Source organism: Sphingomonas sp. LHG3443-2 (assembly GCF_049896405.1).
GTDB lineage: Bacteria > Pseudomonadota > Alphaproteobacteria > Sphingomonadales > Sphingomonadaceae > Sphingomicrobium.
Genome location: NZ_JAFCUG010000001.1, coordinates 1,496,266 through 1,510,999 on the forward strand (window position 1 = coordinate 1,496,266; position 14,734 = coordinate 1,510,999).

General features: G+C 61.6%; 11 protein-coding genes. 9 read left to right on the forward strand and 2 right to left on the reverse strand.

The window, feature by feature from the left end; genetic code table 11:
* Nucleotides 1-414 precede the first annotated feature (414 nt).
* Nucleotides 415-1,884 carry a glycosyltransferase family 39 protein gene (locus tag ACP69Z_RS07585; protein WP_426266902.1) on the reverse strand — a complete coding sequence of 490 codons (1,470 nt, stop codon included), beginning with the start codon at nucleotides 1,882-1,884 and terminating at the stop codon, nucleotides 415-417.
* 1,011 nt (nucleotides 1,885-2,895) lie between these two features.
* Nucleotides 2,896-3,759: an outer membrane protein gene (locus ACP69Z_RS07590; RefSeq protein ID WP_426266903.1), complete on the reverse strand. Its 864-nt coding sequence runs from the start codon at nucleotides 3,757-3,759 to the stop codon at nucleotides 2,896-2,898.
* Between the two features lie 596 nt (nucleotides 3,760-4,355).
* Here ACP69Z_RS07590 and ACP69Z_RS07595 point away from each other — a divergent pair.
* The 9 genes from ACP69Z_RS07595 to ACP69Z_RS07635 all read left to right on the forward strand — a co-directional run bounded on the left by ACP69Z_RS07595 (nucleotide 4,356) and on the right by ACP69Z_RS07635 (nucleotide 14,733).
* The gene (locus ACP69Z_RS07595; RefSeq protein ID WP_426268067.1) at nucleotides 4,356-4,790 is read left to right on the forward strand and encodes a M23 family metallopeptidase; all 435 of its coding nucleotides are present in this window, start codon (nucleotides 4,356-4,358) and stop codon (nucleotides 4,788-4,790) included.
* Between the two features lie 214 nt (nucleotides 4,791-5,004).
* Nucleotides 5,005-5,811, forward strand: a complete 807-nt coding sequence (locus ACP69Z_RS07600; RefSeq protein WP_426266904.1) for an aldolase/citrate lyase family protein — start codon at nucleotides 5,005-5,007, stop codon at nucleotides 5,809-5,811.
* A gap of 65 nt (nucleotides 5,812-5,876) precedes the next feature.
* The gene (locus tag ACP69Z_RS07605) at nucleotides 5,877-7,952 is read left to right on the forward strand and encodes an SLBB domain-containing protein (RefSeq protein WP_426266905.1); all 2,076 of its coding nucleotides are present in this window, start codon (nucleotides 5,877-5,879) and stop codon (nucleotides 7,950-7,952) included.
* Nucleotides 7,949-9,079 (forward strand): capsule biosynthesis protein, encoded by a 1,131-nt coding sequence (locus ACP69Z_RS07610; RefSeq protein ID WP_426266906.1) that lies wholly within the window; start codon nucleotides 7,949-7,951, stop codon nucleotides 9,077-9,079. Before ACP69Z_RS07605 ends, ACP69Z_RS07610 begins: the two co-directional genes overlap by 4 nt.
* Nucleotides 9,080-9,088: 9 nt before the next feature.
* Nucleotides 9,089-10,096: a glycosyltransferase family 2 protein gene (locus ACP69Z_RS07615; RefSeq protein WP_426266907.1), complete on the forward strand. Its 1,008-nt coding sequence runs from the start codon at nucleotides 9,089-9,091 to the stop codon at nucleotides 10,094-10,096.
* Nucleotides 10,097-10,149: 53 nt separating this feature from the next.
* Entirely contained in the window at nucleotides 10,150-11,445 is a 1,296-nt protein-coding gene (locus tag ACP69Z_RS07620) for a hypothetical protein (RefSeq protein WP_426266908.1), read from the forward strand.
* Nucleotides 11,442-12,482: an NAD-dependent epimerase/dehydratase family protein gene (locus tag ACP69Z_RS07625; RefSeq protein ID WP_426266909.1), complete on the forward strand. Its 1,041-nt coding sequence runs from the start codon at nucleotides 11,442-11,444 to the stop codon at nucleotides 12,480-12,482. The genes ACP69Z_RS07620 and ACP69Z_RS07625 overlap by 4 nt, the downstream gene beginning before the upstream one ends.
* Nucleotides 12,479-14,296: a thiamine pyrophosphate-binding protein gene (locus ACP69Z_RS07630; RefSeq protein ID WP_426266910.1), complete on the forward strand. Its 1,818-nt coding sequence runs from the start codon at nucleotides 12,479-12,481 to the stop codon at nucleotides 14,294-14,296. The genes ACP69Z_RS07625 and ACP69Z_RS07630 overlap by 4 nt, the downstream gene beginning before the upstream one ends.
* Nucleotides 14,293-14,733 carry a GtrA family protein gene (locus ACP69Z_RS07635; protein ID WP_426266911.1) on the forward strand — a complete coding sequence of 147 codons (441 nt, stop codon included), beginning with the start codon at nucleotides 14,293-14,295 and terminating at the stop codon, nucleotides 14,731-14,733. Before ACP69Z_RS07630 ends, ACP69Z_RS07635 begins: the two co-directional genes overlap by 4 nt.
* Nucleotide 14,734 lies beyond the last annotated feature (1 nt).

Genomic DNA, 14,734 nt, shown 5'->3' on the forward strand with positions numbered 1-14,734 from the left:
GGTGGTAAGCGGAACGGCCGCTATCGGGTGAGCGCTGGTGGATACCCGACGTTCGTTCATACTGAGTGAGGCGTCGGCTCAGCGCCCATGCCGGTCGTTCCGAGCACCGACGCGCCATCCGCAAGCGGCCGTTTGTTCAGCCACCTAGCGGCCGCATTGATTAGCGCTTGCCCACGTCCTTGATGTCTGCTTACGACCCCTCGCGGACATTTGGCGTCGGTAGGTCGTGGGACAGTTGCAGGTCGTGGATGGGTGCGGATCTGGATCAATTACGGGATCAGAAAGCGCGACGCGTGGGAGCAGTAAGCGTAAGGCAAACCCGCTGACCCTAGCCGCTCTTGTCCCTTCCTGAAGTTACGGGAGGGCAGACTGCCGATCGCCCTTTTCACCACATAGAGCTGTTGACGAAAGGGCTTATGGGCGAGAGGGATAGATGTCATTGGCGCCGATCATCTGCCTTTGCAGGGGCGGCGTGGGTGCATGTGGGCGGATCCTGTAGAGCACGAAGTCTCCGCGCCGCCATATTTCTATTGCGTTTCGCTCTCGCCACGAAAGGATCTCGTTGGTTGGTCTCCAGAGCGCATAATCTACCGGCAGGGCAAGCAGATATGCCGGTTTGTCCGTGAAGCTGGCCCCCTCGAGCGTAGCAACGGCGCGACCGCTCAGATAAGTGATCGGAAAGGCGCTGTTGCGGTTGATTGTGTACAACTCGGCGGAGCTAGGCAGCTTTTGAACGACGCCCGCCAGAGCCTTTTGGTCCGCCGCAGCGGTCCAGCTGGGCACCTTGTCGACGAAAGCAGAGGTTCGGTTCAGCTTGTAAGCCATGACCAGGCTGTCGCCCTGGCTCATGATGTAGGAGCCCGTCAGAACCTGGTAAAAACAGGCAACCAGCGCGGAAATGTGATATGCTGTTCGCGCAGACTGGTTGCGAGCCCGTTCGATCAGAGTGGTCGCCACAATGATGGCACCTAGCCACAAGCAGGGCATTGCCGGCCACAGATAACGAACGTGGGGGATCGGCGCCTTGAAGATCCACATCAGCCATCCAAAGCCGCCCGCCAGGAGGAGCAGGGCGGTAAGCTGCCGGTCACGCCGGCGCAAAACGTACCGGCCTGCCGCGACATAGGTGCCGGCTATGGCTGCAATCACCCACAGCGGAAGCCAGTCGTTGGCAATTAGCAAGTAGCGAGCGAAGCTGAAGATGTCCTTGCCCATGCTGGCGCCGGTGAGGGTTCCGATGTTTCCTGCAGCCTCCGTACCCGCTGCGAGGTAGTAGAGCTGAGTAGCGGCAAGGAGCAGGAAAACCCCTGTCACGGTGGCGAGGCCTGGGTAGAGAAGCTTGCGCCGCCAGCCGGTTTCGAAATCAAGGGCGTAGATCAGCAGCGCCGGAAAGATGAAGATGGCGTTGAAGCGAGTCGCACAGGCCATCCCGAACAACAGGCCGGCCAACACAGCACCTGCCGCTGAGCGCCGCCCGGCTCTGACCCACAAAAGCGTTCCGAACAACAGCAAGAGCGTGGCCATCACCTCCGCCATTGCCAGGCTGCCCACAAGCAATAGGCCCGGGGTAGCCGCGCTCATCGCAGCTCCCGCCATTGCGAGTGAGCGGGAGACCCTCATCTCACGCAGCAGCCAGAAGGTCGCGACAACGAATACCACAACCACGACCACGGAGACTGCCCGGTGAACGCCGATGTCGGTGGTGAGCAGACCCAGAAGGCCATGGATCAATGGAAACAGGCCTCCACTGGTCACCGTGGGGTAAGCGGCGGCACTTGCTTGCGGAACCGGGATGCCGAAAACGTTGTAGGCTCCGAGAAGGATGTTCGCTTCATCCGCTTCCAGCGTCAGCAAGCGGGTGGCGGCGATGAACAGGGTGAGCAAGCTCAGGCTGCTTAAGAGGTGCAGGGGAGTGCCGTAACGGTCGAGAAAGGTCTTGCCACTCGTTGAAGGGAGCGTGTCGACAGATCCTAACGCATCAGGTGGAAGGCGCACATGTTTCATCCTCCGAACCGATAAGCGGGGATGGTTAACAACTCCTTCATGAGGCTTGGCTCGCAGCGGCGAAGGATCGGACCGTGAGGCACGGAATTCGCCTATCGGGGTCCAAACAGCGCCGGGTTAGCAAGTGTTCGCTTTCCACCCATTGCAGACACTCAGTAAAACGTACGCCTATCCTGATGGTCATGCTCAGCACCGGTCAGGTCTGGTCTCTCAGAGGCTGCTCTTAGCTGTCGGCGGTTTAGGTGATCGAGACATCGGGCGACGAAGACGTCGTGCACGTCCCCATTCTCAACAGCAGCGGCGAGGTCCGGGTTGGCCACATGCCCTTAGCTCGGCTCGCCATTCGGAGCAGCGCTGCGCGCATCGTAGCAGAGGCCGCGCCGGAAGCGGCCTTTCGCAAGGCTAAGCTTACTTACCCTCGGAGTTCGAGAACGGTGCCGCTGGCGTACACGGCATACGCGTTTGTGAAGCGTTGGACCTATAGCACAAGCCCGCGTGCTATCCATCGCCAACATTCGCGCACAATCTCAACTTCCGGCCGCCATTTGCCGGGCAAGTAATTATTCCTGCAAACTGGAACCGGGCAGCCCCAAGGAGGTTGCCTCGTAGGCAGCCGGCTCTCCCCATCTCGTCGACTGCTGAACCATGGCAGGCCCAGCGTGGTTGCTCGAGACCGCGTTGGGCCTTTTCTTAACTAGGCGTTACTTGTGCTGCGCCCGCCAGGTAAGTGCTGCGCTGGTGCTTCGAGTCGTCTCAAAGGTGCTACGCCGCCACATAAACAATCTTGAGGCGACGAGACGGCGTTCAACGTAGCTCGTCGCCGCAAATCGGTGGGCTGACAAGAAAAGGACCCGTGCGGGTGCACGGGCCCTTCTCTCGACTCCGATGAAATCAGCCCCGTACCGGAGCGACCGGCGGCGGGGGAGGGGGCGGCGGCGGCACCGGGCAAGCATCGGTTGCTAGGACTACCGAGCCGTCTGGGCAGGTCTGGGTGGCCGGAGCCGGTGGCGGCGGCGGCGGAGGCGGCGGAGGCGGAGGAGGCGGAGGAGCTACCTCGCGGGCACCCAGATTGAACACCAGCGACGCCAGAACCGAGTGGGTCTTGAACGACGAACGCGCGTCGAAGCTGTGCGCATAAAGGTCGCCCTTCAGCGTTCCGGCTGAGAAGTACCGATACTTCAATCCCGCATCCACGTTGTCCGAGACCGGGATGCGAACGCCGCCAAGAAGCTGCCAGGCAAGGTCATCGTCGCGCAGGTGATAGGCAGAATCGCCTAGGCGATCGATCAGCATGCTGACCCGGGCAATACCCGCTCCACCGCCGGCGAAGAAGTTTATGCCGTCGTCGCTACCGATATCGACCAGCGCGTTGATCATGGCCGACGTCGCGGTGGTGCGACCATCAGCGTCATACGCGCCACCCCTGCCGATGCCGGCGGGGAACGGACCGGGCGCATTCACGTCGATCAGATAACGGTCGTGCGTTACCCGCTTGCGCGAGACCTCGCCTTCCAGTCGGAACATCCCGAAGTCGTAACCGGCAACCAGACCGACGTCATAGCCCGGACGCTTGTTGTCGATGTCAAGCCAATCGGCCCAGATGCCGTTGGTGACGGGCGGACCGCGGCGATCTACGTCGCTTTTCTTCGCAATCAGCGCGCCGAGGTCCACGCCCACGTAACCGGAACCATCTCGAGCCGCGGCTGGCGCTGCCACGGCGGCCAGCGCTGCGGCTGCCATCAGGTATCTCTTCATTTGGTACTCCGTTCTTGTGGCCATAAACATTGAAGCTCTGAAGTCCCGGGCTTCGCCCACGACCATCCTGTTGGTGCGAAGCGACGTCACATTTGACGCCCAACGACCGGCAACACCGCTAATGCCTGAACTCCTCGTTTGTTTCGGTTCCGATCGACATCTTCTGCTCCGCATGAATCGTGATTTCGGCGCAACCTCTTGATTTTACGGCGTACTGACGGCAGTGAGCGGTACCTCGCGCTTGCCTAAAGCACCCGACGGCAGGATTCCGATCGCCTATGTTGCATTTAGAACACGCATGGTCGGTCCTCCGGTCATCCGGCACTCGGCGCCTCTTCCTTGTTCTGAGATCGACGCTTCATTGTGCCGTTGCCGCGGCCGTGGGCAGCGCTGGCCTGGCTCAGGCACCCTCCCGGCTTCCGTCGGGAGAGGATGCTGCCACGCTGACTGCCGCGCGGCAGGGGAGCGCTGACCTGGCCTCGCAGATTGTGACCACCAAGGACCGAGCAGAGGCGCTGACAGGCGTCTCGCTTGCCAAGCTTCGCATCTCGTCGGGTTTCGGAAGGCGCTCGGATCCGCTTGTGCGCGGCTCTCGGATGCACGGAGGGCTCGACCTTCCCGCTGCGTGGGGCACAACCGTACGGGCGGCGTCATCCGGGATCGTGCGACGCGCTGGATGGGCGGGCGGTTATGGCAACCTGATCGAGATCGCTCACCTAGACGGTACGAGCACCCGCTATGGTCACCTTTCGTCCATACTGGTGCAGACCGGCGAACGAGTTTCTGCAGGCCAGCGGATCGGCGGAGTAGGCTCGACCGGGCGCTCCACAGGACCGCATCTTCATTTTGAGATCAGGCGCAACGGTGCACCCGTTAACCCGTTAGGTGTGCCTACCTCCTTTACAGGCGATCAATTCGTCACGACGTGGAGCACGCAGCCTCATGTGGACGAACGCAGTGGGTGGGTATCGGCGGGCGGCGACGTCTTGCCGTCCATGCAGCTAAAGATGCCTTCAACCAGAGCGCATTAACGCTTCGTATGTTCGTTCTTTTGTCAAGCGTCAGTTGTTATTTCACCAAAGTCGAGGAACTACAGGGCTTTGGCCTTAAGTTAGACCAATTCAATGAGGTTCGCGCGGCCAATCTCGTTTGCTACTTCGCGCCTGCATGTTAAGCACGTGTCGCGAAATCGGGGGCAATGCTGTGCACCCGCCGATTTTGCTCGCAACCGAAGGATCGTAAAGCGTGAACTTTTTAGAAAGTGAGATGCTGGACCTGCTCAAGCGTGGGCGCGACGAGCATGGTGTGGTGGCCGTCAAAGCCGAGTTTGAAGCCGAGGGTACCCGTCCCGACGAACTGCTCCGGCTCCTGGAACTCGCTTTTCGGGCGGACTTGAAGGTTGCTTTGAAGATTGGCGGCTGCGAAGCAGTTACCGACCTGCTTTCCAGCAAGCTGTACGGCATCAACTACATCATCGCCCCGATGGTGGAGAGCCGGTATGCACTTTCCAAGTTCATCGAAGCCAAGGACAAGGTTTACGGGGGAGAGCGCCACGAGACCAGCTTCCTGTTCAATCTTGAAACCGATCTCACGCTGAGCAACCTGGAGGATATCGTTCCGCTGGCTCAGTCGGGCGTTGACGGGATCGTCTTTGGCAGGGTCGATTTTACTCTTTCGCGAGGACTGCCGCGGACATCCGTCAACGACCGTCAAATCACCGAAGCCGTTCTGCAGGTTGCGGCCGCTTGCGCTGCTGCCGACCTCGAACTCGTGGTCGGCGGTTCGGTATCCACGGACGCCATTCCGGCACTTCGTGAGATGCGGGCCATTCGCCTCGACCGGTTCGAGACCCGCAAGGTGATCTTTGCCGGCGAGGCCGTGGAGCAGCCCAAGATCGAAGCGGGCATCGAGAACGCCGTCCAGTTCGAACTCGCCTGGCTGAAGAACAAGCGCAATTACTATGACCGGATCGCCAGCGAAGACGCCAAGCGTATCGCCATGATGGAAGAGCGTGCAGCCAAGACGCCCCGGCGTCTGATCGCTGCCGCTTAGTCATCACGGGCAAGGGACATCTGTCACGCACGTTGCGAAGCTGCCTTTCGCAGGTCGTCGTGCTAGTGGCTACCGACGGCAAAAACAGCCTTGGTTCAGGATGGGTGCAGCGCCAGACTACCTTGCTGCGCCGCAGCATTCGTCACCCTGGATCCATTATGTGTAGGTTAGAAAACATGGCCAACTTCCGGTCGTCCCGAGCTCCCTTGGCTGCCCCTCTGCTGGCTTTGCTGTTGTTGGCAGAAGCTGCACCTGCGCAGATTCTAAACTACCCCATCGATCCAGCCGATCAGGCCGGATCCAATTTACCGCGAACGTCGTCGCAGACAGGTCGGGGAACAACCGCTCAGGCCGGCTCGGATGCCGCCCGCACGCAGGTCGGCACCGGCACGATTGATCCTCCCGGCCGCTACGAGCCGGACCGGATTGAACCACTTCGCGACGTCGATGATCGGACCACAAGCGACCGAGAACGCGATCTAAGCAGGGATCGTGCGCTTGATCGCGCTAACCAGCGGGAGGACGTAGCCCCGCTAGTGCAGTCGGCCCCGCCGCCGAACGAATTCGAGCGGTATGTCTCCGACTTGGTCGACAAGCGGCTTCGCCGCTTTGGCTCGAACCTGCTGGTTCCCGGCTCGCGTGAATTCACGGCGCCGCCAAGCACCGCAGTGCCTCCCGACTATCGCCTGAACGTCGGCGACGAGATACTGGTCGGCCTGAGCGGTTCAGTGGACGCCACCAACCTTCGTCTGGTGGTCGACCCGGAGGGCAAGGTCTTCATTCCGCGGGTTGGCTCGGTGACGGTTGGCGGGTCGCGCTATGGCGATTTGCAGTCGCTGATCGCACGTGCCGTGTCACGCCAGTACCGCAGTTTTCGTGTGGCAGTGACGATCGGCCAGTTGCAGGGCATCACCGTCTACGTGACTGGCTTTGCCCGGCTGCCCGGATCCTACACCGTAAACAGCCTGTCGACGCTGGTGAATGCCGTGCTCGCCTCGGGTGGGCCCTCGGCAGGTGGCAGTTTCCGTTCGATCCAAGTGCGCCGCAACGGCCGCCTGATCTCCGACTTCGATTTGTACGATCTCCTGCTGAAGGGCGACCGGAGCGCCGACGTCCTGCTTCAGAATGGCGACGTCATCTACATCGCGCCGGCCGGACCGCAGGTGGCGGTGGTCGGCAGCGTGAACGTCGAAGCCATCTATGAAGCGCGCACCGGGGAAACGCTGCAGGACCTTCTCCTCTACGCCGGCGGGGTGAATACGGTAGCCGACAACACAAGGCTGCTGCTGCTCAACCCGACTCAACCGCAAGGCTGGCGGGAACTCACTCCGGGGCAAGTGGCGCAGCAGGTCGCCGAACGAGCCTCCATTCTGCGTGTTCTACCTGCGATCGGCATCGCCCAGCCGCAGCTTCGTCAGCCGGCACTTGTAACGGTGAGCGGCGAAGTCGCCCGACCTGGACGCTATTACGTTCAGCCCGGCACTTCGGTTGGTGCAGTGATCGCCCAGGCGGGAGGCCTGACGCCACAGGCTTATGTCTTCGGCACGGTCTTCACTCGCGAAAGCGTCAAGCAGACGCAGCGGAATAGTTACCGGCGCGCTGTCGACGATCTCGAACTCCTTCTGAAGTCGCAGCCGCTTACCAGTGTCGATCAAGCTGCCGCGCTTAATGCGGCGCGGCTTCAGGCCGTGCAATCGATTGTCGAGCAACTGCAGCAGCGCGAACCCGACGGGCGGCTGATCATGGCCGTGAGCACTGCCGACTCGCAGCTGCCGGGAGACCTCATCCTGGAAAACAACGACGCGCTCTATATTCCGCCGCAGCCGGTCACCGTGGGGGTATTCGGAGCGGTGCCGAGCCCGGCGTCCTTCCAGTATCGCCGGGGCGAGACGGTGGGTCAGTATTTGGCCCGCGCTGGCGGCGTGCAGAAGATCGGCGACAAGTCGCAGATCTTCGTGATCCGGGCCAACGGGACGTTGATCTCCCAGCGAACGGTGAACGTGCAGCGTCAGCCCGTGCTGCCCGGCGATCTCGTCTTTGTGCCGGTGAATGCCAACCGCGGCGAGTTCTGGGCGCGTGTGCGGGATATTACCTCGGCGCTCACCCCGGCGATCGTGACTGCCGTGGCGGTGACCCAGTGAAGCTGGTAGAGAATACCATCGTTGTGGCCAGGAACGATCGCATCCGTCGATCCCTCTACTCCGGCGCCGCGCTGGTCCTCCTAGTTCTCATCTTTTTCCCGAGACCTTATCTCGCGCGAGCGAAAATCGTTCCGCAGGACACCAGCGCCAGTGCTGCGAGCACGACCTCGCTCCTCGGTGCTCTGGGCAGCGGATCGCAAAGCATCGGCAGCCTACTTACGGGCGGCCGCCCGTCGAATGACCTTTACCTGATCATTGGGCGCAGCGACACGGTTGCAAGCGACGTCATCAGGAAGCTCGGGCTGGTCGGGGATGGACGACAGTTCGCGAGCGAGCGCAAGGCAAAGCTCTGGCTCGAGAAGAAGGTCGACGTTCACCTGCTTCTCGGCGGCGTCATGGAAATCGAAACCAAGCTATACGACCCGGAGCAGGCACGCCGGTTGACGTCCGCCTATGCCGACGCAATCAGCGCCAACTTGGCCCGCTTCGGGCGACAGATCATCGCCAACAAACAGAAGATCGTTCAACGCCGTTTCGAAAACGCCAACGAACGCGTGGCGCGGGCCGAGGCGAACCTCAACAGATTCCGCCGGGCCAACAGCCTCGCTGCACCGGAACAGCAACTCGGTGCCGCTCTTGCCCAGCGCGCGACCTTGCAGGCGCAAGTTCAGGCCAAGCAGGTCGAACTGCAGACCCTAAGTGAATTCCGCGGACCGGAAAGCGCCGAGCTTGCCGCACTGCGCAGCGACATTGCCGGGTTACAGGCGCAGATTGCGCGCACCACCACGCCGGCTACCGGCATCGCCGAGCCGAATGTCGCCCGGCTGACCGCGATCGATCTGCGATACCTGTCCCTGTTCCGCGACGTCCGCTTTCAGCAGTCCATCTACGACGTCTACCAGCGCTCGCGCGAGCAGGTCGAAGTGGAAGAGCTGGCGGCCGAAAGCGCATCCTATATCCAGATCATTGACCCCGCGAACATCGTACCAGAGCGCCAGTACAACATCTGGGCAATGGCTGCATTCGGGTTTGTTGTCCTGCTTGCACTGTTTACCGAATGGTATGCGCCAGCGACGGGGCTGTTCCGCAGCCGTCGCCGGGTCACGGTGCAGGAAGCAACGGCGTAATTATCCGTCATGCCAATTACCGCTCAACCCTCGCCGCGACCTGAACTGAGCTTCGCCATTCCCTGCTTCAACGAAGAAGCAAACGTTGTTGCCATGTACGAGGCGGTGACCGCCGAGGCTGAACGCCACGCGGCCAGCTACGAGATCATCTTCATCGACAATGACTCGAGTGATCGCACGCGCGCATTGTTACGCGAGATCTGTGCGCGAGACGGGCGGGTGCGCGCCATCTTCAACAACCGCAACTACGGCCAGATGCGCTCACCAACTTACGCCATCTTCCAGGCCGAGGGTGACGCCGTGATCGCTCTTTGCTGCGACTTCCAGGATCCGCCGGCCTTGATCGGCGAGTTCGTTCGCCAGTGGCGAGCAGGCGCCCAAGTGGTGCTAGGCCAGCGTCGCAGCGAGAAGGCCGGCATCGTGCTCGGCACGGTGCGCAAGCTGGGTTATGCCTTTTTTCGCAAGTTCACTGATACCCCGCTCATCCCAGGTGCGACGGGCTTCGGCCTGATCAGCCGCGAGGTGGTCGACATGCTCGCATCCTGGAACGAGCCCGAACCCTTTGTTCGCGGCATGCTTGTTGAAAGTGGCTATCGCATCGCCGTTGTTCCTTATGATCGTCCGCAACGAGCCGGCGGCAAGAGCAGCAACGGTTTCTGGACATTGCTGAATTTCGCCTTGTCGGGTGTCGGCGCGTCGGCCAAGTCGCTGCTCCGGCTGCAACTGGTAACGGCGATTTACATGATCGTGCTGGCTGCGGTCCTCGCGGCAGTGACGCTGATCCGCTTCGCGGTCATCGGCTATTCGCCATTGCTTCTGGCGCTGAGCGTCATGTTCGCCTTGTTTGCAATCGTGCTGCTGTTCCTTGGCTTGATCGGCGATCAGGTGCGGTTGATTGCCGAGCGGCTGCGCAACGTGCCACTGGTGATCGAGGAGGAGCGGCTGAACTTCCCGGCGGTCCGAACGCGGCCGGTCATCCGCGATTCAGTCGCGCCACGCCTCCACGATCAGTCATGAACTCGCGGCAACGGGCAGCCCTGCGACCCGTTGAGCTTGCCGGCGCTCTTCTCGTGCTTGCCGGCTTCGTGCGGGTGGTGATCCAATTTTTCGACCAGGGATACCTCGGGCCGCCGTTCGTGTTCGACATTGGCGACACGTTCATGGACTGGTTCAACACGGCCTACTGGGCGCACAAGGGCGACGCCTACAGCGTGTGGCGGACGATCTATCTTCCCTTATCGTTCGTGGTGACCCGGTTCATGGGCGACCCCCGCTGCTATAACGCAGCGCCTTACGACGCGCGGGAATGCGATTGGTTCGGGATCGTCTTCATTCTGGCGATGTACGCTGGCAGCGTCATTATCAGCATATTCGCCTTCTACCGTCGTGACCGATCCACGGCGCTGTTCAGGAGCCTTGCCATAGCCATTGGCGGGCCGTTGCTGTTCGCACTTGAGCGCGGTCAGCTCATCATGCTCACCTACATCGCCATGGTTGCTCTGTACGGGAATCTGGTTCGCGGCCGGACTGGCTATGCGCTAACGGCCGCCTTCATGGCGAACACCAAGGTCTACATGGTGCTTCCCCTCTTCTCGCTGGCGATCAAGCGCGACTGGCGGCTGTTCGAGTTGTGCGCGGTGGGCAGCCTGGGCCTCTACCTCGTCACCCTCGCAATTACTAACGAAGGCACCCCGGTTGAACTGATCTCCAATCTACAGAACTGGTTTTCGGTTCGGCTCGGCACGATCTGGGATGAGGTTCTCTACACCACTACCTACAAGCCGCTTCTTCAGCTCGACGTGCAGCAATATCCGGTGCGAGAGTACATCGAACAGAGATACGTTGATGCAGCCGTCGTCTTCATCAGCCAATATTCGATCTGGTCGCGCGGCATCGCCCTTCTCTGCATCGGACTTGCGTGGCTCTACCCCAAGGCAATCACTACTTCGCGGGTGATCTTCTTCATCCTGATGCAGTCTTTCGTCAGCCAGAACCCAGGCGGCTACGGGATCGCCCTGATTGTCTTTCTGGTGTTCCTTGAGAAGAGCCGCAACAAGGCCATTCTCACAGCAATCATCTGCGCTTACCTGATCTCGGTTCCCGGAGACTGGACCCTGGCCAACCTGATCTCGGTTGAGCGGCAATCGTGGCTGAGTGGACGACTGGTGATGAGCGACTATGTCGTGCCTTTCGGTGCCCTCATTCGGCCGGGCATCATCGCCATTATGCTGTGGGCGCTCGCCTTTGACAGCCTGCGCAACTTCCATAGAGCCGCAAGGGCGGGACCGCCAACCTGGGGCCTCGCCAAGCGCCGCCACGCTGCTGCCCATCCGCAAGGGCCAGGGACAAGGGAGTTGGTGGCGTGACATCGTGGGTGTTCGAGGATGACGTGGCAGCGATGGTGCGCTCGCTCCAGGCTGAGTGGCCAAAGCTTGCCGACAAGCGCCTTTTCCTTACGGGCGGAACCGGCTTTATCGGTCGCTGGATGCTGACCGCGCTGGTCGAGGCGGATCGCCAGCTCGACCTTGGTGTGCAGGTCGACGTGCTGACCCGCGACGCCGCAAGCGCAGTTCTGCGGCTCGGCGATCTTGCCGCCAGCCGCGGCATCAACCTTGTTGAAGGCGACGTGCGGGAGCTGAAGCCACAGGGCAGCCGCTACGATTTTGTGATACACGCCGCCACGGACGCAAGCGCCGATCTCAACGAGAATGATCCGCTGCGCATGTTCGACACGATCGTAGAGGGAACACGCGCGGCACTCGATTTCTCGCGCGCACTCGACGCCAAGCGGGTCTTCTTCTTGTCATCCGGTGCCGTTTACGGGGCGCAGCCGTGGCAGGTCACCCACGTCGACGAGGAGTTTCGCGGCGCTCCCGATCTGATGACCCATCGTTCGTCCTATGCCGAAGGCAAACGCGCGGCCGAGATGCTGTGCGCCATTTATCGCAAGCAGTTCGGGATCGACATCGTTAACGCCCGCATCTTCGCGCTCCTCGGGCCACTTCTGTCGCTCGACATCCATTTTGCAGCGGGCAACTTCATCCGCGATGCGATGGCCGGACGGCAGATCGTGGTGCAGGGCGCCGGGACTGCGGTCAGAAGCTATCTCTACGCCGCCGATCTCGCGGTCTGGCTGTGGAAATTGCTACTGGCTGCCAAGCCGGGGGCAACCTACAACGTCGGCTCCGAGGAAGGCGTTTCCATTGCCGAGCTGGCAAGCCGGGTCGCCGCCGTGCTCGGCGCGCCTGGCGTGACGATCCTCGGGGAAGAGGACAAGGGCTGGAATCCGGGGCGCTATGTTCCGGCTACCGGGCGCATTCGCAACGAATTAGGCGTGGTGCCGACGGTCGGCCTCGATGAGGCGATCCGGCGTACGGCGCTGTGGAATGGATGGACGGAATGACAAAGGTAAAGCTCTCCGCGTGGGTTGCCGACAAGCTGGTCGAACATGGCATCCGCGACGTGTTCATGCTGACGGGCGGGGGTGCGATGCACCTCAACCATTCGATCGGCACCCATGAAGGCCTGAAGACGACCTTTTGCCATCATGAGCAGGCGCTGGCCATGGCAGCGGAGGCCTACACCCGACTGACCCAGCGCTTGGCGGTGGTCAACGTCACCTCCGGCCCGGGCGGCACCAACGCCATTACCGGCGTCTACGGCGCCTTTGTCGACTCCATCGGCATGCTGGTCATTTCCGGTCAGGTGAAGATCGAGACCACCGTCCGTCACACCGGCCTCCCGCTGCGCCAATATGGTGACCAGGAGCTCGACATCGAGCCGATCGTCACCCCAGTTACAAAATATGCGGCGATGGTCACTGACCCGCTCAAGATCCGCTACGAGCTCGAGAAAGCCATCTATCTCGCGACCAGCGGCCGGCCCGGACCTGTGTGGCTCGACATTCCGCTCGACGTGCAGGCGGCGATGATCGATCCTGATCAGCTTGCGCCGGGCTTTGATCCCGCCGAGCTGAATGAGCCGTGGAAGGAGACCGATCTCAAGGCCGCGGCCAGGCAGATCATCGAGCGGCTGCAGGCGGCCGAGCGCCCGGTGGTGTTCGCCGGGGGCGGGGTCCGCATCAGCGGCGCCCATGCGCAGTTCATCGAGCTGGTGGAAAAGCTCGGCATTCCAGTGGTCACCGGCTGGAACGCTCACGACGTCATCTGGAACGACCATCCGCTCTACTGCGGACGGCCCGGCACCATCGGCGACCGCGCCGGCAACATGGTGACGCAGAGCGCGGACTTCCTCCTGATCCTCGGCAGCCGCCTCAACATCCGCCAGGTCAGTTACAACTGGAACAGCTTTGCACGCGCCGCCTTCAAGGCGTGGGTCGATATCGATCCGGTCGAGCTGCAGAAGCCCAACGTCAAACCCGATTTACCGGTCTGCGCACATCTTGCCGACCTGCTGCCGGAGCTGATCGCCGTCGCTCCTGTACAGCCTAGCGAGAAGCAGAAGGAGTGGCTGGCCTGGGCGCGGGAGCGCTCTGCCAAGTTCCCAATCGTGCTTCCCGAATATCGCACCAACGAGCCGTGCCACCCCTATGTGGCGATGGAAGCGCTGTTCGACCGCCTCGAAGAGGATGAGGTGATCGTCACCGGCAACGGCAGCGCCTGCGTGGTCAGCTTCCAGACCGCCAATCTGAAGCGCGGGCAGCGGCTGTGGACCAACAGCGGCTGCGCAACCATGGGCTATGACCTTCCGGCCGCCGTCGGCATCTGCGCCGCGCGCGGCCCCGAAAAGCGCGTCATCTGCATCGCCGGCGACGGCAGCATTATGATGAACATCCAAGAAATGCAGACCATCGCCGGCTACGGCCTGCCGGTGAAGGTCGTGCTGCTCAACAACAGCGGCTATGTGTCGATCTTCCAGACCCATCGCAACTTCTTCAACGGCGTCGAAGTCGGCGGCGGGCCCAAGAGCAACGTGACCTTTCCGGACTTCTCCAAGGTCGCTGGCGCGTTCGGGTTCAGCTACTCGCGGGCCGAGAAGCACGAGGATCTTGGCGCCGCCATCCATGCGATGCTGGATACGCCCGGGCCTGCGATGTGCGAGATCTTCATCGACGAAACGGTGCCCTTCGCACCCAAGCTTGGCGCCAAGCAGCACCCGGATGGCCGGATCACGTCGCCCGCGCTGGAAGACCTGTCTCCGTTTCTCCCACGCGAGGTGCTGCGCGAGAACATGCTCATCGACCTGATGGACGAATGAGCGACCAGCGATCTTCTGCTATCGTCGACCAGCCTCAGCAGCAGGCGGGTGGCAGACCCCTGCGCTACGTCATCGCGGCGGGGCTGAACACGGCGTTCGGGCTTGCTATCTATCCGTTGCTGCTGTGGAGCAGCGAATGGCTGCACCAGCATTACATGGTGGCGCTGGTGATCGCGCAAGCGACCAGCCTGCTGTTCGCCTTCACCACCTATCGTCTGGGTGTGTTCCAGACGCGGGGTGACACGGCGCGCCAATTCGGGCTTTTCTCGTCCTTTTACCTGTTCAACTATGCTGCAAATTGGGCGGCGCTGCCGCTATTGGTAGAGGTCGGAGGCATCCACCCGATCATTGCGCAACTTGGTTTTGCACTGGTGCTGATGATTGGCAGCTATTTTTGGCACAGCCGAGTAACTTTCAAAGCCCGGGGATCGAAGTAAC

What these genes read in the sequence shown, in the direction of transcription:
- ACP69Z_RS07595 (WP_426268067.1), top strand. Translation starts at nt 4,356, where the DNA reads ATGCACGGAGGGCTCGACCTTCCCGCTGCGTGGGGCACAACCGTACGG.
- ACP69Z_RS07630 (WP_426266910.1), top strand. Translation starts at nt 12,479, where the DNA reads ATGACAAAGGTAAAGCTCTCCGCGTGGGTTGCCGACAAGCTGGTCGAA.
- ACP69Z_RS07590 (WP_426266903.1), bottom strand. Translation starts at nt 3,759, where the DNA reads ATGAAGAGATACCTGATGGCAGCCGCAGCGCTGGCCGCCGTGGCAGCG.
- ACP69Z_RS07635 (WP_426266911.1), top strand. Translation starts at nt 14,293, where the DNA reads ATGAGCGACCAGCGATCTTCTGCTATCGTCGACCAGCCTCAGCAGCAG.
- ACP69Z_RS07615 (WP_426266907.1), top strand. Translation starts at nt 9,089, where the DNA reads ATGCCAATTACCGCTCAACCCTCGCCGCGACCTGAACTGAGCTTCGCC.